We start from the raw sequence: 17,978 nt of genomic DNA on the forward strand, positions 1-17,978 counted from the left end.
GGTCACGCCGCCTTGCGCTCGGTCGTAGCCAGTTGCGCCATCTCGTAGAGTCGCCGTAGCGCCAGTTCTCGCAGCTGCACACGCAGCCGAAAGGTGGGCGTGTAGGTCGCAGCCGCCTCGTCTTCCGCGTCGTGGTCAAGCCGAACAAGTCCGTTCTGCGCCATCTGGTTCAGCGCAATCTTGACGACGCCGACAACCGAGGCATGCGACGCTCGCTGACCGGATGGGATTGCTACTGGAAGTGCTGAAATCGTCTCCCAGCCGGGAGCAAGCTCAGGTGGCACGTCCGGCGGAAGGTCAGATGTCTCCTTAAGGCGCCGCGCCAGTGCATAGAGTGTGTCGCGGCAGGTGGCCACAGACGCCGGGGGCGGGGAGTAGCTGTCGTCGTCCAATCCATCAGTCGTTGGGAAGAAGACCGCGGCGATGGCGATGTGGGCAAGCACGAGTGCGGCCTTCTGGTCTGGAGTCATGCCGCTGCGGATATCCGTGAGACGCACTGCGAAGCGGCTATCCTTGGAGGCCGGAACTACGATGAGCCCACGCTGCTCGCTCAAGTCGAGAATTTGCAGTTCCATGCCGGCCGCGACATCCTCGACGTAGCGTCTGAATGCGGGGTCGGCCCTGCACAGGGCAAGCAGTTCGCGGTACTCCGAGTCATTGATGGGCGACAACGTCGTGTGCAGCGCCTTGTAGGTCAGTCGCGCGGCGTTGCGCACGGTAGGTTCTGCATTCATTCTGACTCTCCCTGGGGAACGAACTCGAGAGCGCTGCCCTGAGCGATGTCGAGATGAAAGGTGTCTCCCGTGAGTTCGACGCTCACGTTCTTGAACTCGCTCTCAGACCGCGCAAACGAGCGGAACAGGATGAGAACGAGGCACCGCCGCGTCGTCCGGTCTAGGCCTTCGTCCTCGGCGGCATCCAGCAGCTGGTCGATGCGCAGCCGTTGGCCGGCGGAGAACTTGCCTGCCAGCCAGTCGTTGGCGCGTTGTACGAGTTCCTTCGAAAACTGGTCGGGCAGGGGTTCGAGCTTCTCAATCGAGCCTGGGTCAGTCTCGACCTCTGCATCTTCCCCACGCCGCTCCAGTAGCAGGGCGAACACCGAGTTCAGGTCGTACACCCTCGGCCACACCGGTGGGTATAACGCACTGATGAAGACGTCCGCCTCTGCCGAGAGTACTTGGGTCGGAAGGTTGCCGAGCTGCGGAAGGAGTTGCGGCTCAAGGTCCGGGAGACCGGTGGGCTTGCGTGCACGGAAGACCGCGCGCTGCGCCTCGATGAAACGCTCGGGCGCTACGTTGATATCAGTGACAAGCTGTAGTCGGATGAGGCTGGCGCTACGGATGGTTTCCTTCAGCTGTACGAGACTTTCGCGCGTCTTCGGCTCATCGGCGCCAAGCAGGGCCTCGCCAACGGCTTCCTCCATCCGGGCGTCTTCGGCTTGGCGCTGACGAACGTGCGTCCGCGCCTCGTCGAGCCGCCCGGCCATGTCGCGGCTCCAGTTGACGCTTCCCGGGGCGCGGTAGGCTTGGTAGAGGCGATCACGAATGAGCTGACGGTACTCGATGGATAGCTTGCGGGCGCGGCGTGCGATTTCCAGAGCTGCGTCGAAGCGCCCGCGTTGCACCAGAAGGTCCAGCATCTTTTCCATCAACTCCTGGGAGTCCTCCGGCGAGAGATCCAACATTCCGAGGTAGACCAGATAGCCTTCCGCCGTTGGGCGGTACCGATATACATCTTCGGCGTCGGGCTCGAACCGTACAAGGCGGAACCGAATGCTGTTGGTGCTCCCGCTTGGGGCATCAAAATACTCGAAGCTGAACTCGCGATGGTTGTTGGCCTTGTTGTCCAGTGCATCGAGGACGACTTCCGCTACGCGCCGGGCCTGAGGCGCCGAGAGTGTCGGTTTCATCCGTATTGCGACTTCGGCAAGATACGTCAGGATTTCCGTCGAGGTACTTCCACTGGAGACCGTGGTGGCTTCCATCATCTGATCGAGTGCTGACAATGCAAGGTAATGCGTGTCGACACCCTGGAAGAGGCTGCGGTCTAAACCGCTTTCGTCCCCGAGCATCATCTTATAGCGCTCAAGCTGGAATACCGGGCGAAGAAGCAAGAGGTTGCGCTGTTGCCGGGACAGGTCGAGCAGGCCAAAGCCACCCAACGTTGTCAGCGTGGCGGCAGGGGCGGTGGTTGTCGCTTGGCCATCCATCAGGACCTATCCGTATTTTTATATGAAAGGAATTCGAAAGATCGTCATGCTACCGCAATTGTTACCAGACTTTGCCGAGATCAGCGACGAGTATGACGGTACTGATTGCCGCATCTCTCACGAATTATCTGAAATGTCGGCGCTTCGCGGTTTATGAAATGGCTTGGCCCCTGATCGTCCTCCGTAGTCATGTCGTTAGGGGGGGGGCGTCATTTTCATGATACATTGTCAGGCATAAAGACTTACGAAGGTAGCAAAATGCCGACTCCTCACGCTCCTTCTGCTGGCGTCCGGCGGGCGCTGCGCAAGTTGGGCGCCGATATTCACGACGCGCGTCGTCGTCGCCGGTTGACCATGGCGGTGATTGCCGAGCGGGCTTTCACGTCGAGAGCGACTTTGCAGCGCGTCGAGGCGGGCGATCCAGGCGTGAGCATCGGCATCTATGCGGCCGTGCTGCAAGCACTTGGGCTTTTGGATGGACTACTGGAGGTTGCCGACGCCACCCGGGATACTGTGGGGCAGTCGCTGGCAACCGCGGCGTTGCCTCAGCGCGTCCGGTTGCCCCGTATCAGGGGGAAGAGTGATCATGGCTGATGTCGAGGTGTATATCGATCTCGACGGCACGCCGCGACCAGTGGGGTTGCTCAGACGCCATGCATCGCGCCGAGAAGAAACGGTCACGTTCGAATATGACGAGACCTGGCTGGCCGACGACGAGCGCTTTTCGATTGAGCCGGCGCTGGCGTTGACGCGCGGTGTCTTTCCACCGCCGCCAGATCAATCCATCTTTGGTTCGATCGGCGATTCAGCGCCCGATACCTGGGGGCGCCGCCTCATGCAGCGCGCGGAGCGTCGACAGGCCGAACGGGAAAGACGGCGCGTCCGCACGCTCGGTGAACTGGATTATCTGCTGGGCGTAGCTGATGAAACGCGCCTGGGCGCGCTGCGATTCCGCTGGAGCGGAGAAGACGAATTCCAGGTGCCGGTGCCCGCCGGTGTCCCCGCGCTGATCGAATTGGGGCGGCTGCTGCAAATCACCGAGCGCATCCTGCGGGACGAGGAAACTGATGAGGATCTGCAACTGATCTTCGCGCCGGGGTCGTCACTCGGTGGCGCGCGCCCCAAGGCATCGGTCATCGACCAGTACGGCCATTTGTCGATTGCCAAATTTCCGAAGGAGACCGACGAATACAGCATCGAGGCTTGGGAGGAAGTCGCCCTGCGATTGGCTGAACGCGGCGGCATTTCCACCCCGCATCACGAACTGCTACAGGTAGCGGGCAAGCCTGTGCTGTTGTCACGTCGCTTCGATCGCGCTGGGAGTACTCGCATTCCCTTTCTCTCGGCCATGTCGATGACAGGATCGCGGGACGGCCAACGCGGCAGCTACCCCGAACTGGTTGATGCACTGACGCAACACGGTGCGAAGGCGCGGGCCGATGCTGCACAGTTGTATCGCCGCGTGACTTTCAACGTACTGGTTTCCAATGTCGATGACCATTTGCGCAACCACGGTTTCCTCTGGGCCGGTCGCGACGGTTGGGTATTGTCACCGGCCTATGATCTCAATCCCACGCCAACCGACGTCAAGGCGCGCATCCTGACGACTAACATCGATCTCGACGAGGGAACGTGTTCGGTTGCCCTCCTTGAAAATGCGGCGGAGTTTTTCGGCTTGTCGCTGAAACAGGCTCGGGCCACGATCCGGGAGGTGGCCGATGTGACACGGACATGGCAGGCAGTTGCTCAGGAAGTCGGTTGCAGGCGCGCAGAGATCGCACGCATGGCAAGCGCCTTCGAGCACGACGATCTTAGTGCAGCATTGCGGTTGTGACGGTATGGAGGGCCGCGTTCGAACGAGCCTGACGGTATCAGCGACGGTATCGCGCTCACAATTCGTCCTGAGACGACCAGTGTTCGCGATTTTTGAAACCAAGTGGGCAGGGATTCTCCCGTGCGGTCCGACGAAAGCCGTTGAGTGCCGGGCAGGATTTTCGGTATAGCTGACGGTATCGGCGCCGCATGATTGGGCGGAAGCGCCCGTCTCGACAAGGCTCCAGCCATTGGATTGACGATCGAGTGGGAGTAGGGGGGAATCCTCGTTAAATCAATTGGTTACGCTGATCGGTGAATAATGTGTACCGAATGCTCTATTGCCGAATTCGGTCCGTAACTTTTTGAAAAATATAGCGGTTTTCCCTCTCATCGGCACCTTTTCGGATCCCGGTACGCGAAATTTGACGGTATTTTGTGGCAGCCTGCAGGGCTGTCATCTTGATACCGTCAGATGCGTCAACGGTATCGGGAACGAGTGGCAGGCCCCTAATTGTCGCCGCGACGAAGCGTGAGCTTCGAATTGCAGAATCGTTCGGGATTCTCATCGGAGTCGGAAGGTTTTGATCTGTATGAAATTAGGATTGCTGTTCATCGAGGGTGCCTATTCGCTCGCGGAACGTCACTTGCCAACTTGCCGAACCTCGTTCTCGTGCTAGGGCGAGTCTCCGTCAATTTTCTGACAGGTAGAAACCGACCAATTGTTGCCGCCCGCCCATCCCATAGAGCCGTCACTCGAACGACAGGTCCACTCCGAAACCTGCCCGATGCCCAATGCCAGCATCTCGGCCATACCGGCCATTCGCAATGGCCGGTATCGGGCGCCCGCGAATTGGCGCTTCTATGAGGACTTGTTTGTCAAGCCGTTCACATCACGTGGGTGGGTTCGACTTCATGGCGGCGCCAGTATGTCGCTTTGAACCGATGAGGCCGTGGCGCCCAGGTGCTGACGTCGGAGATCGATCGTGGTCCAAGGTCGGGGTGTGACGAGCGCTCCAGCCGCCAGTGCCGGAACGAACTTCTACCCGTGCAGGACGTGAAGATCCTGCACCTCATGCAACATGCGCGCGAGGCGCACTGGCAAACCGCAGTTATGGGCGCGCCCCAATCTATCAGAACGGTCACGGCGTCGTGACCCGCGCCAATTACGAGCGCGTCTACCTTTGATCGTGATGATGTGTTCCGTGCCAAGCCACCCGTGAGCAGCCGCGCTGTCCGGAACTTCAGGCGGCAGCGGGCCTAGCGAGGCCCCGGCTGGGATCTCGCCGTGCTCGAGGTAGCGCCATAGCGCGACGGCCAGGCGCCGCGCCAACGGCACAATGCCCACGCGTCGCATGCGCTCGCCGAAGCCGGCAAAACGCCGGTTGAACCACTGGGTCAAGGGCTAGTGCAGCACAGACCAGACACGCTCACCGGCGAGGTGGCGCCTGAGTATCGCCAGCAGATCGTCGCCGTCGAGCAGGTCGGTCTTGGCGCGCCTAGCGCGTCGAACACCTCAGTGTCGTGGCTCGAGCTCCAGCCGTCTATAAGCACTCGCTCTAAGCGTTTGACAGATCGCTTCCGCAGCAACCTCGCATGTTTCGGATACTCGGGGTATGCAGGTATTGCGATGTTGTTCCAATTCTTGCATCAGTTCTACCCCACGTGCTTCCCGAGCGAGCTTAATCAGCTTCGAATTTGCTGCCACCACTTGTTCATCTGAAGGGGTGACGTCATCCAAATCGTGTCCCACGGTGTTTTCACCACGTATCAAGTCAAGACTGCATAAAATTCCGTAAACGTACGTGCTGTGATACCCATGCACCATGGCATATTCTATTTTCTGATTATCCGGTAGCGCGCTATATGTTTCGGCAATGAAATTGGGGCCCGGTATGAACCAGTCGCGCGAAAACACATCCGATAATACGGAACTCGCTGTTTTTGAAAAAATGGAATCGCGAGATCGAAGAAAACGCTGAACCATGACAATCTCACCGAGCAGATCCCAATCAGAATAGGCAAGACACCAAGAGATGGAATGGTCAATAAATCCACATAATTTCCATCGATCTATACTAGGCAAAAATGTCGAGCGACCGAAATCGGTTAGATACATCGCCGCATGAGTGACTGCATATGCGTCTTCCCGCCGCATGAAAATGGGATGCATGGGTTTATTAATGATGCTGCACGGAAGCAAATCCGAGAAATCGGGGATTGTATTGGAGTAGAGACTGTATAGCCATCTGATCTCCATCTGTCGAAAATTGGGTCGATCAATTGAATCAATATAGGGCGATGCAAATGCTGCCTGTACTGCGGCGTCGAAAGTTTCATCCCGCTCGCCTAGACACGTCAGTGCAATATGAGCTAGGGCAATGCCTCCGACGGCTTGCGGGCTCGAAGCCAGCAGGAAGAGATGCCGAGCGGTGCGGGCGTGTGGGGATAAAATCGTGCTCAGCTCACGAATATCTGTTTGAAAACCGTAGTTTTGAGGGATACGGTTTGCTATGAGGAGCAGCAGCGCCGTTTCAGCAATTAGCTTATCCAGGATTTGATGTCTATCCAGCGTAGGATCATAACCGGATGACGATTCCGCAAAGCTGTCCAGATCCATTAGCAAGGATCGCGCAAATCCAAGAACGTGTGCAAGATTATTTCGGGTGTCGCGCATTGATGGGCTCGCTTGGAAAATTCGCCCGCACCTTCGCGGGCGGAAATGGCTACGTGCACCACGTCTGGGGCTTCTACGGCGCGTTACTGGCCGTTTCCTTGCGCAGCGGCACCTTGATTGATCACAGTAGCGCCCGGGTTTTGGCCACAGACGATGACATAATGATCGCCACCCAACGCGTACCAGCCGGCTTGAACGCCTGGATTGGTGATACTGTCCGCAGAAATCGATAGCAAATCGTTCAGCGTGGTGCTGGTATTCAGGATGTTCTTGTTGTTCATGTCAGTGACGAGGCGATGAATATCGCTGATGTTCGGCATGATGGATCTCCTTGAGTGGTTGAAAATCACGTCAGGGTTGACGTGGCAATCAGTAAACGGGGAGTGCCCGCTTTTTTATGAAGAATTGGGCAATTTTTTATTGGGACGATCCGCTTGTTCAATTGTCTCGTAGCAACGAACGTATCAATGCAGCTACTTATTTAGCGACGAACTGGACGTGCGACGCTGCTGGTGAGATTTCGCGCGAGGTGCGGGCATCGATCGCGGCAGGCCGCGCGTCACCGGCACGCCTGGTGAACGAAATCGCCCGAGCCATCACCGCACTGATAACCATAAACGCCGCGACGCCAAAAAGGCAGATCCGTTCGATGCAGCCAAGGCAAAGACCGTCAAGGGCCGATACTGTTGCAAGGACTTCCCCCGAGAGTCAAGATCGGGGGAAGTCCTTGCAACAGTATCGGCCATCAACCGACGTTGACCGGCGCTTTCACGCGTAGACCACATTAAAAGTGTCACCGACCAGACCTCGGAACATCGGGCCGCCGCGCTGTTGCAGTGACAGTTTTGCTTGCAGTCCGAACGAAATAAAAGCGTCAATTCGCATAAGTCCGCATTAAATTTGTCACTTCACCTCCTACACTTCGAATCCCGTTCGTAAGGTATTGATCTTATGGAAAATTCCCTGCACATCACGGAGCCGGTCGCGCTTGGCCGCCCGCGTGGCGCACACCGGTTCGAAGCCTTCAGCCCGAAGCTGGCCCGACGGCTGACGTTTTACAGGCACGCCTTGCTTGAGCAGTGGATTCTGCTCGAAGCGGATCCTGCGGCGATCACCTTTTGCGAGCGGCCCGGCTATGTGCATGTCGACGGGCAGCAGCGCCTTGCCGACTTTTGGGTTCGTTACGTCGATCGACAGGAGTTAGTTATCCTTGATGATTTGCATACTGAGGAGCACACCGCCAAGTCCCACCGCGATCTCGATGGAGCGGCACGAAATTTGCAATACTCTCAAATAGTCTGAGTACGGGATTCGCCCTAGGAAGTGAACCCGTGACAGGTCTAGTGGTTGGATCGAAAACCGCACCCGTGGAGGAGGTCATTGAGGATGGTCAGAATGGATTCCTTGTCGATTTCTTTTCGCAGGCAGACCTCGTTGAGTCTATAGCGCTTGCGTGTGACAGCGGCCGTCGGATGGACGAAGTACGTCACGCTTCAACGCGAACGATCCGGGAGAGTTTGCGTCTTCGTGAGCAGTGTCTTGCGCGTCAGCTGGATATCTTGGGAGTATCAATTTCATCGGTCCGGAGGGAGGCAGTCGCAGCACCAGTTGCTTCGGTTTTGCCGTAGACGGTCGCTTTGGCGACTCGAAGTGACACAGTCCCTCAACACCGACGGTGACACTTTTATTTCGCACGGGCGAATCCATTGAATTTTCGACAGATTTGTCTGCCGTGCGGGTTCGCTCACGGCAAGTGACAGTTTTATTTACGAACTGGTGACACTTTTAATGCGGTCTACGGCCATCTTGCGACGTTCGCTGAGCCGCGAGCGTCTGCCGCGGGCGGCTCCGCGCGCCTCTACCGCCAGTTTTTGCACTCTTAAGTGCGAATACCCCCAATGGTCGACAACGGGATCCTTGCCTTGATTGGCCGCGACGTGCCGCTCCCTCTAATTGAAGAAACCACATGCACTCGCGCTCGCGAAAGTGCTGCGGGCCCACGAACCTATGTCTGATACGACGGATCCCGCCGATCGAGAAAGCGCAGCATCGCGGGCCATTCCATTTCGCCATAGGGGCGGCGCGTTTCCGGCTTGTAGAGGTGCGCAGTCTTGTCGATCACGTGCTGCGGCGGCAAATGAAGCTCCGTATTGCACGCCATCGCATCGACTTGCGCGCGGCACGCGTTTTCCAGCCAGTAAATCGCGTTGAAGGCTTGCGGTATCGATGCGCTTGCAACCAGCAGACCATGATTGCGCAGAATCATCGCCTCGGCGTTGCCCAGATCTTCAGCAAGCGTCTTGCGCTCTTTAAGGTCGATTGCGACGCCCTGATAATCGTGATACGCGACAGGACTGAAACGCATCGCCGTTTGCGTGAGCGGCAAGAGCCCGCACGACAGCGCCGAAATGGCGAGCCCGCCGCGGCTATGCGTGTGGATCACGCATTTCACGTCGTGCCGCGCCGCGTGCACCGCGCTGTGAATCACATAACCGGCGGCGTTGACGCCGTACGCGCCATCGTTCGGATTGAAGAGCACCTTGCCGTCGATATCGATGGTGATGAGGCTCGACGCCGTGATCTCTTCGTACATGTAGCCATACGGGTTGATCAGCAGGCGTGTGTCGTCGCCTGGAATGCGCGCGGTGATGTGGTTGTACACGAGGTCGCTCAAGCCGAAATAAGGCATCAGCCGGTAGCATGCGGCCAGGTCGACGCGCGTATTCCACTCCGCTTCGGATACCATCGACTTCACGTCCTTGTGTTCCATCTGCATGGTCGTCTCCAGAATTCATCGGATAGCACGGCTCATTGCGGGTCGAACCCGTAGAGCGTGACGGGGTTGTCCACGAGGATGCGTTGCTGCGCCTGCATCGACGGCGCCCAACGCGTCAGCGCGTCGAGCAGTTCGCCTTCGTCGGGCATCGTGCCTTCGAGATTGGGATGAGGCCAATCGGTGCCCCACATGCAACGTTCCGTCGCCACGCGCGCGAAGAGCGTCGCAAGCGCATCGACATCGCCAAACGGATAACCGTCGTTCGAGCAACGATATCCGCATAGCTTCAACCATGCACGGCCGCCATCGAGCAGCGCGCGCAACGCCGCGACGGCGGGATGCGCGGTGCCCCACGCGGCGGGAATCTGCCCCATGTGATCGATGACGACGTCGGTCGGCAGGCGGCGCAGTATCGGCATCAGGTCGGGCAGATCGGCGCCGTTCGCGTAGATCTGCGTGTGCCAGCCGAAGGGCGCAATCTTCTGCGAAAGTTGTGTCAGATGCTCGACGGGCGGGCCGCCCGGCGTGACCAGATTGACCCGCACGCCACGCACGCCGGCTTCGTGCATCTGTCGCAACTCCGCATCGCCGATATGCGGATCGATCACGACGACTGCTCGGCTGCGCTGCGCGCCGAAGTGCGCCACGGCATCGAGCGTGCAACGGTTGTCGGTGCCATAGAAGCTGGGTTGCACGATGACGACGCGCTGCACGCCAAGTACCTCCTGCACATGCTCGTACTGGCGCAGCTTCGCTTCGGGCGGCGTGTACGCGCGGCCTTCGCTCAACGGAAAGCGTTCGAATGGACCGGCGATATGAATATGGCAGTCGCACGCGCCGGGCGATGCCTTGTGCTCGGGCGTGCTGATCGTCGTGCGTGGTGCCTGGCAGGTTGCGGACATGAAGGGTATCGGTATCAGGAAGGGGTATAGCTCTTGGCGGTGCCGCCTTCGCGCTGCTGCGACGGCTCGACATCGTCGGGCAAGGGCCTGCCGAGCGTTTCGGGCAACAGCAGCACGGCGAGGAACATGACGGCATAAGCCGCGATGCCGAACGCCGCGATCGCGTTGCCCAGTCCTATCACGCTTGTCAGCTTGCCGACCAGCGCCGGAAAGAGCGCGCCGATGCCACGCCCGAAGTTGTAGCAGAAGCCTTGCCCCGCAGCGCGGATGCGCGTCGGAAACAGCTCGGTCATGTACGGGCCCATCGGCGAGAACATCATGAACGCGCAGAGACCGAGCGGAAAACCGAGCACGAGCATTGCGCCGTTGCTGATCGGCATCAGCATGTAGGCGGCGAGTACTGCCGCCGAGCCGATCGCGCTCACCATGAAAGTCCGCTTGCGCCCGATCGAATCGGCCAGATACGCGCCAAGGATGAAGCCGGCGAACGCGCCGAGGATCATCACGGTCGTATAGCCCGTCGTGCCGATGACGGAGAGACCGCGCGCCGTTTTCAGATAGGTTGGCAGCCAGATCAGGAATGTGTAAGAGCCGCCGATCGATCCCGTTGCCAGCGCGGAGACCCTGAGCGTGGTCGCCAGGTAGTCCAGGTGGAAGATGGCGAGCAGCTGGCGCACCATTCCGCGGCTGCGCCGCTCGCGCCGGCCCTTCTTGAAGACGCCTGACTCCGGCACGTGACGCCGCACCCAGAAGACCAGCAACGCGGGCGCGAGGCCGACCCAGAACAGCGCGCGCCACGCGAGATGCTCCGGCATGATCGAGAAGAACAGGCCGAACAGCAACGCGGCCAGACCCCAGCCCACGGCCCAGCCGCTCTGCACGACGCCGACCGCGCGGCCCCGGTAGGCGCCGCGCACCGTTTCGCCGATCAGCACGGCACCCGCCGCCCATTCGCCGCCAAAGCCGAAGCCTTGCAGTGCGCGGCAGAGGAACAACTGCTCGTATGTCTGCGTGAAGCCGCATGCGAACGTGAAGATCGCGTACCACAGTATCGTGGCCTGGAGCACGGCGACGCGGCCGTAGCGATCGGCGGCAAGCCCGCTCAGCCATCCGCCGACAGCCGATGCCAGCAGCGTCACCGTGCCCAGCATGCCGGCCTCGGCCACCGTGATGTGCCAGCCGATCAGCAGCGTGGGGATGACGAAGCTGTAGACCTGCACGTCCAGCGCGTCGAGCGTCCAGCCGAGGAAGCAGCCGGCCATGGTGCGCCGCTCAGTCTTGTCGAGCTCTGTCATCCACATGTCTGTCTCCGGATCGGACGTCGGCTTTATCGGCATCGGGAAATCATTCGTCATCCGAATCGTTTCGATGCCGCCCGCGATGTGGCAGGGATTTGATCCAGCCGGTGAGCGGCTGCGTCGACGTTTACTTTTCGCTATTTAGAAACTACTTTCGAAAATATAAAACGACTATAGGAGCCAGTTTTTGACGTGTCAAGCAAGGTCACGACCGCGTCGGACGCGACGGGAGCCTCGCCAGTCGTGCCTGCTGCGGGACGAAGCAGCATCCGGGCACGCCGCACCAGGGATTTCCATTAGCACTCGGCACTGGCGGATGCGAGCGATTGCCCTATACTGGATTTCTAAATAGCAAATTATGTTTCGAACATACGAAATGAAACCGACCGATCGCGCACTGGGCATCTTTGAAGCATTCGAGAACGAGGGACGTCCGATGACGCTCAGCGAACTCGCCGAGGCGGCAGGCCTGCCCGTGAGCACGAGTCACGGCATCGTGCGCGTGCTGCTCGAACGCGGCTATCTGTATCTGACGAGCCGCCGGAAGGACCTGTTTCCCACGCGCCGTCTGTACGACATGGCGGCGAAGATCATCGCGAACGATCCGTACCTCGAACGCATCGAGCCGCAGCTTCAGACGCTGCGCGACGCAACGCAGGAAACGGTCATCGTCGGCAAGCGGCAGCACGACGAGATCGTCTATCTGAGGGTGCTGGAAGGACCGCAGACGATCCGCTACAGTTCGGCGGCGGGCGCCTTTAAGCCGCTGCATTCGACTTCGATCGGCAAGGCGATGCTGAGCCGGGTCGACGCGGGCGAGTTGCAGCGCTTCCTCGCGCAGGCCGCGCTGCCGAGCGTCACGGACAACACGCTCACCATGGCCGATGCGCTGTTCGACGACATCGCGCAGTCGCGCGAGCGGGGGTACTTCGTGACGCGGGGCGAAAGCGTGAGCGACGTGTTCGCGGTTGCGGTGCCCGTCGATGTGAACCGCGACGTGCTGGGCATCGCCGTCGCCGGGCCGCGTCACCGGATGGAGGACCAGATCAAGCGGATCGGCGCGGTGCTGCTCGAAGCGAAGCGCGCGATCGAAGCGGGCGGCCATTGAAGAAAGCGTGCCGGGGAGACAAACAGTCATGACCGACCGACAGGACGCGGCCGAAGCTCGTGTGCAAATGAACACGCAAGCAAACGTCCAGACGGATGTGCGCGACGGCGTCCTGTACGTGACCATCAACCGCCCGGACAAACGCAACGCGCTGAACCGGTCGACGCTCGACGCATTGCGCGAAGTGTTTGCCGATGCCGCGCACGATCCCGCATTACACGCCGTCGTGCTGACTGCGGCGGGCGAACGTAGCTTTGCGGCAGGCGGCGACTTGCACGAGTTCGCCGCGTTGCGCAGCGTCGCCGATGCAGCCGCGCTATTCGATCACGCGGCCGCCGCGCTTGACGCGATCCGCGCGGCGCCCGTGCCTGTGATCGCCGCGTTGAACGGGACGGCGCTGGGCGGCGGAGCGGAACTGGCGGTCGCGTGCGACTACCGCGCCGCGGCGGCGCATGCGTGCATCGGCTTCGTGCAGGCGACGCTCGCCATCACGACGGGCTTCAGCGGTTCGGCCGATCTGTTCGCGCTACTCGGCCCCGCGCGCGCGATGCGCGTGCTCGCCGAAGCGCGTTTGATGGATGCGAAAGAAGCGCTGGCGCTCGGCCTGATCGACGATGTGTGCGAGCCAGGGCAGCCGCTCGACGAACGCGTCGCGCAGTTCGCTCAGCCGTTTGCGGGCCGCGCGCCGCACGTGGTTCGCGCAATGAAGCAGATCGCGGCCGCGCATCGCCGGGCATTGGCGCAAGCGACGCGCGATGCAGAGCGCGCAGCCTTCGTCGCGACGTGGACTGCGCCCGCGCACTGGGAGCAGGCGCAAAAGTTTCTCGACCGGCAGCGCGCATCGACAACCGACCCAAAGGCGTAGCCGGTGCTGCATGCGCCGTCCGCGCCTTGCCAAGAAAGGAGCCTCCGAGCATGAAGTCAAGTGCAGCCGAACTCGACGAAGCGATGGCCATGCCGCATCCCGACCGCACGCCATCGGGACTGCATGTGCCCGTCGTGGTCGGTCCCGGCGAAGCGAGCGGGACGAATGACACGAATGACACGAATGACACGAATGGCACGAATGGCACGAATGGCGACGGCGGAATCGGCGCGCCGGGACAATTTCCGTTCACGCGCGGCATCTTCGCGGACGGTTATCGCGGGCGCCTCTGGACGATGCGCCAGTACTCGGGATTCGGCACGGCGGAAGAATCGAACGAACGCTACCGCTTCCTGTTGCAGCAAGGGCAGACGGGACTTTCCGTCGCTCTCGACCTGCCGACGCAGTGCGGTCTCGACCCCGACGATCCGATGGCGCGCTCCGAGATCGGCAAGGTCGGCGTATCGCTTTCGAACCTGTCCGAAATGGAGCTGCTGTTTCAGGGCATCGACTTGAGCCGCATTTCGACATCGTTCACGATCAACGGCACGGCGGCGATGATCTACGCGATGTACGTCGCCTGCGCGGACAAGAAGGCAGTGTCGCGCGACAAGCTGACGGGCACGATCCAGAACGACATCCTGAAGGAGTACGTGGCGCGCGGCACGTGGATCTTCCCCGTGCGTCCGTCGATGCGCCTGATCGCCGATTCGATTCTGTACTCGAACGAAGTGTCGCCGCGCTTCAATCCGATTTCGATTGCGGGCGCGCACATGCGCGACGCGGGCTGCACGGCCGTCGAGGAAATGGCGTACACGCTCGCCAACGGCCTTGCGTATGTCGATGCCGTCGTCGCGCGAGGTGGCGACGTCGCGAAGTTCGCGCGGCGCCTGAGCTTCTTCTTCTATGTGCACATGGACCTCTTCGAAGAGGTCGCGAAGTTTCGTGCGGGGCGCCGCGCGTGGGCGCGGCTCATCAAGAAGCGGTACGGCGTCGATGACGAGAAGGCGCAGATGTTCCGCTTCGGCGTCGTCTGCGGCGGCTCGTCTCTGACGTCCGCGCAACCGTACAACAACGTCGTGCGCGTCGCGATCGAAGCGTGCGCGGCCGTGCTCGGCGGCGCGCAATCCGTCTTCACCTGCGCCTACGACGAAGCGTTCCAGATCCCAACCGAGTTTTCCGCCGAGCTTGCGCTGCGCACGCAGCAGATCATCGGCTACGAAAGCGGCATCGCGCGCACCGTCGATCCGCTCGGCGGCTCGTATTTCGTCGAGGAGCTCACCGACCGTACGGAAGCGCGCATCCGCGAACTGATGGACGAGATCGACGCCTATGGCGGCGCGGTGAAAGCGATCGAAGACGGCTGGCTGCAGCTGCGCATTGCAAAGAGCGCATTGCAGCGCAAGCGCGAAACGGATGACCAGGAGCGGCTCGTCGTCGGACAGAACTGTTTCCGGCGCGAGAACCAGGCCGAGCAGCCGGGCGAACTGTTTCATCTGAATCCGCAGGCGAGCGCGACCGTCGTCGAGCGTTTCGAGCGGCTGCGCGACACGCGCAATCAGACGGAAGTGCAGAAGTCGCTGGATTCGCTGGGCGCGGCTGCCGCGCGCGAAGAAGGCAACCTGATGCAGTACCTCGTCGATTGCTGTCATGCGTATGCGACCGTCGGCGAAATGGTTGCGCGGCTGAAGGAGCAATGGGGCGAATTCGAGGAGCCAGTCCATCTATGAACAGCACGAGTAGCCGTTCCGTCGAACAGCCCGGCAATGTCGCCGCCGCGACCTCGCGCAGCGCGCATGCGCCGCTCAAGGGCAAGCGCATTCTGGTCGCCAAGCCTGGGCTGGACGGTCACGACATCGGCGCCAAAGTGATCGCGCTGGCGTTTCGCGATGCCGGCGCGAGCGTGATCTACACGGGCCTGCGCAAGAGCCCGGAGTACATCGCGCGCATCGCTGTCGACGAAGACGTCGACGCCGTCGGGCTGTCGATCCTGTCGGGCAGCCACAACGAACTGGTCGCGCGCACGGTCGAATTGCTCGCGGATCAGGGCGCAGGCGAGATTCCCGTGTTCGTCGGTGGCACCATACCGGCCGACGACCGCGCGGCGTTCCTGAAGGCGGGCATACGCGGCGTGTTCACCAGTGACATGCTGCTCGACGATGTGATCGACGCCGTTGCGAAGGTGCTCGGATGAACGCTCCCGGGTTTGCCGCGCCGGATCAAACGCCTGAGCGCCGTGCGTCCGGTGGACCGCTCGACGGCATTCGCGTGATCGAGATCGGGCACATGCTGATGGGCCCGTACTGCGGCATGCTGCTCGCCGATCTCGGCGCCGAGGTCATCAAGATCGAGCCGCCCGAGGGCGACATCGGGCGTTCGATCAGTCCGCACGCCATCGGTTCGCACAACGCGTATTTCGCCAGCCTGAACCGCAACAAGCAGAGCGTCGTGCTGGATCTCGCGAGCGAAACCGGCAAGCAGGCGCTGGCGGCGATGGTGCGCGACGCGCACGCGCTCGTGACGAACCTGCGGCCGTCCGCGATCCGCAAGCTTGGCCTCACGTACGACCGGCTGCGCGAGCACAACGAGCGGATCGTCTGCGTCGCGCTGACGGGATTCGGCCTTGACAGTCCGCACGCGGAGCTGCCCGCATACGACTACGTGATCCAGGCGCTGACGGGCATCATGCATCTGACGGGCGACCCCGACGGTCCCCCGACCAAGGCCGGCTTCTCCACGGTCGATAACTCGACGGGCATCATGGGCGCCGTCGGCCTGCTCGCGAAGATCGTCGAAGGACGCGGCGGTCAGGTCGATATCGCGATGTTCGACGTGATGGTCTCGCAGCTCAACTATGTCGCGGGCGCCGCGCTCAACGGCGGCGAGCAGCCGGCGCGGCACGCGCTGTCGTCGCATCCGTACATCGTGCCAGCGCAACTGTTCAAAACGCGCGACGACTGGTTGATGCTCTTCATCACGCACGATAACTTCTGGCGCATCTTCGCGCAACGCGTCGGGCATCCCGAGTGGATCACGCAACCCGGCTTTGCGACGATGGCTGAGCGGCGCATGCATCGTGCGAGCGTGCTCGGCGCGCTGTCGGAGATGTTCGCGGGCGAAACCACGCAGTACTGGCTCGACAGGCTGGCGTCGTCGGGCGTGGTGGTGTCGCGGCTTGTGTCGATTGCCGAGGCGCTCGAAAGCGCGCAGTCGCAGGCGCGCGAACTCGTGGTGGAGATCGAATCGGAAGCGGGGCCGCTGAAGGTGGTCGGCAATCCCATCCATATCGACGGCGTGCGTACACGTTACGGATTGCCGCCGATGCTTGGCGAACACACGGCGGCGTGGTGCGGCGAGGTATCGACGTGAGCTGCGCGAATGACAGCACGCCCACGGCCAACGTCGCGAGCAGTGCGCGCCGCCAGCTGGCGCGCGACCTCTCGCGGATCGCGCGCGCGAGCGTCGCCGGGTCGCTACAGTATCTGCGCGACCATGGCGCCGTGCCGGCGCGCCGCATCGGATTCACGGGACCGCCGGGCGCAGGCAAGAGCACGTTGATCGGTCGCGTTGCCAAAGCGCGCGCCGCGCGCGGCGAACCGATCGCGATCATCGCCATCGATCCGAGCAGCCCGGCGACCTCGGGCGCGTTGCTCGGCGACCGCGTGAGAATGGACGCGGTGCTCGCCGACACCGACGTCTTTATCCGTTCGCTGCCGAGCGGCTGGTCCGCCGACGGCCTGTCCGACAACCTCGCCGACGTGCTCGCTGCCGTCGAAGGCGATGGCTTCGACGAAATTCTGCTGGAGACGGTCGGTGTGGGGCAGGTCGAAAACGGCGCGCGCGCGCTTGTCGATACGCTCGTGCTGACGATGGGTCCGCAATCGGGCGATCAGATCCAGGCGATGAAGGCGGGCGTGCTGGAGACAGCCGATATCGTCGTCATCAACAAGTGCGATCTGCCGGGCGCCGAGCGCATGGCGCAGGACATTCGCAACGTGCTCGAACGCAACCGCGCGAACGGACACCGTATCGCGCCCGTGCTGTTGACGCGGGCGAACGACGACGCGTCGATCGCGCAACTGTCGTCCGCGATCGACGAACACACGCAATGGCGTGCAGCACATGTGGACGCCGCGCGCGCCGAAGAGATGCGCAAGCTCTTTCATGTGCGCAGCCTGCTGACGCGTCGCGTGGCGGAGCTCATCGATACATTGCCTGAGGATGCGCGGGCCGCATCGGTTGCCCAGCTTTATGCGTGCATCGCGAAGCAGATAGGCGACACGGGATGATGCCGACGTAGCGAGACATCATTCCGCACAACGACAAACCAA

At 61.4% G+C, this 17,978-nt stretch carries 15 protein-coding genes and 1 pseudogene; 9 read left to right on the forward strand and 7 right to left on the reverse strand.

What is annotated here, in order from left to right; genetic code table 11:
* Positions 1-2 precede the first annotated feature (2 nt).
* Both WN982_RS08240 and WN982_RS08245 read right to left on the reverse strand, forming a co-directional pair.
* Positions 3-734, reverse strand: a complete 732-nt coding sequence (locus WN982_RS08240; protein ID WP_341315232.1) for a hypothetical protein — start codon at positions 732-734, stop codon at positions 3-5.
* Entirely contained in the window at positions 731-2,209 is a 1,479-nt protein-coding gene (locus WN982_RS08245) for a hypothetical protein (protein WP_341315233.1), read from the reverse strand. Before WN982_RS08245 ends, WN982_RS08240 begins: the two co-directional genes overlap by 4 nt.
* A 258-nt stretch (positions 2,210-2,467) precedes the next feature.
* On the opposite strand from WN982_RS08245, the gene WN982_RS08250 reads away from it, so the two are divergent.
* Together WN982_RS08250 and WN982_RS08255 are read left to right on the forward strand one after the other, a co-directional pair.
* Positions 2,468-2,803, forward strand: coding sequence for a helix-turn-helix transcriptional regulator (locus WN982_RS08250; RefSeq protein WP_341315234.1), 336 nt, complete (start codon positions 2,468-2,470; stop codon positions 2,801-2,803).
* The gene (locus tag WN982_RS08255; RefSeq protein WP_341315235.1) at positions 2,796-4,043 is read left to right on the forward strand and encodes a type II toxin-antitoxin system HipA family toxin; all 1,248 of its coding nucleotides are present in this window, start codon (positions 2,796-2,798) and stop codon (positions 4,041-4,043) included. Before WN982_RS08250 ends, WN982_RS08255 begins: the two co-directional genes overlap by 8 nt.
* Positions 4,044-5,537: 1,494 nt before the next feature.
* Here the strand turns inward: WN982_RS08255 and WN982_RS08260 are convergent.
* Both WN982_RS08260 and WN982_RS08265 read right to left on the reverse strand, forming a co-directional pair.
* Complete coding sequence (locus WN982_RS08260) at positions 5,538-6,698, reverse strand: hypothetical protein (protein ID WP_341315236.1); 1,161 nt, start codon at positions 6,696-6,698, stop codon at positions 5,538-5,540.
* Between the two features lie 83 nt (positions 6,699-6,781).
* A complete protein-coding gene (locus tag WN982_RS08265) occupies positions 6,782-7,018 on the reverse strand; it encodes a hypothetical protein (RefSeq protein ID WP_341315237.1) in 237 nt (78 codons plus the stop codon).
* 631 nt (positions 7,019-7,649) lie between these two features.
* Here WN982_RS08265 and WN982_RS08270 point away from each other — a divergent pair.
* A pseudogene (locus WN982_RS08270) lies at positions 7,650-7,919 on the forward strand (hypothetical protein); the annotation flags it as partial.
* A gap of 784 nt (positions 7,920-8,703) precedes the next feature.
* On the opposite strand, the gene WN982_RS08275 reads toward WN982_RS08270, so the two are convergent.
* Genes WN982_RS08275 through WN982_RS08285 form a run of 3 tightly spaced genes read right to left on the reverse strand, consistent with a single transcriptional unit; the run spans position 8,704 to position 11,677 of the window.
* A complete protein-coding gene (locus WN982_RS08275) occupies positions 8,704-9,474 on the reverse strand; it encodes a class II aldolase/adducin family protein (RefSeq protein WP_341315238.1) in 771 nt (256 codons plus the stop codon).
* A 32-nt stretch (positions 9,475-9,506) separates the two neighbouring features.
* Positions 9,507-10,376 (reverse strand): amidohydrolase family protein, encoded by an 870-nt coding sequence (locus WN982_RS08280; protein WP_341315239.1) that lies wholly within the window; start codon positions 10,374-10,376, stop codon positions 9,507-9,509.
* A 14-nt stretch (positions 10,377-10,390) separates the two neighbouring features.
* The gene (locus WN982_RS08285; protein ID WP_341315240.1) at positions 10,391-11,677 is read right to left on the reverse strand and encodes an MFS transporter; all 1,287 of its coding nucleotides are present in this window, start codon (positions 11,675-11,677) and stop codon (positions 10,391-10,393) included.
* 373 nt (positions 11,678-12,050) lie between these two features.
* Between WN982_RS08285 and WN982_RS08290 the strand changes: the two genes are divergently transcribed.
* From WN982_RS08290 to WN982_RS08315, 6 genes are read left to right on the forward strand one after another with little or no spacing between them, the layout of a single operon-like run.
* Complete coding sequence (locus WN982_RS08290) at positions 12,051-12,782, forward strand: IclR family transcriptional regulator (protein ID WP_341315241.1); 732 nt, start codon at positions 12,051-12,053, stop codon at positions 12,780-12,782.
* A 28-nt stretch (positions 12,783-12,810) separates the two neighbouring features.
* Positions 12,811-13,647, forward strand: coding sequence for an enoyl-CoA hydratase/isomerase family protein (locus WN982_RS08295; RefSeq protein ID WP_341315242.1), 837 nt, complete (start codon positions 12,811-12,813; stop codon positions 13,645-13,647).
* Between the two features lie 50 nt (positions 13,648-13,697).
* Positions 13,698-15,377 carry a methylmalonyl-CoA mutase family protein gene (locus tag WN982_RS08300; protein WP_341315243.1) on the forward strand — a complete coding sequence of 560 codons (1,680 nt, stop codon included), beginning with the start codon at positions 13,698-13,700 and terminating at the stop codon, positions 15,375-15,377.
* Positions 15,374-15,841 carry a cobalamin B12-binding domain-containing protein gene (locus WN982_RS08305; protein WP_341315244.1) on the forward strand — a complete coding sequence of 156 codons (468 nt, stop codon included), beginning with the start codon at positions 15,374-15,376 and terminating at the stop codon, positions 15,839-15,841. Before WN982_RS08300 ends, WN982_RS08305 begins: the two co-directional genes overlap by 4 nt.
* A complete protein-coding gene (locus WN982_RS08310; protein ID WP_341315245.1) occupies positions 15,838-17,016 on the forward strand; it encodes a CoA transferase in 1,179 nt (392 codons plus the stop codon). Before WN982_RS08305 ends, WN982_RS08310 begins: the two co-directional genes overlap by 4 nt.
* Positions 17,013-17,936, forward strand: a complete 924-nt coding sequence (locus tag WN982_RS08315) for a GTP-binding protein (protein WP_341315246.1) — start codon at positions 17,013-17,015, stop codon at positions 17,934-17,936. The genes WN982_RS08310 and WN982_RS08315 overlap by 4 nt, the downstream gene beginning before the upstream one ends.
* Positions 17,937-17,978: the final 42 nt, after the last annotated feature.

Origin of the sequence: Paraburkholderia sp. IMGN_8, from assembly GCF_038050405.1 — a bacterium.
Classification (GTDB): Bacteria; Pseudomonadota; Gammaproteobacteria; order Burkholderiales; family Burkholderiaceae; genus Paraburkholderia.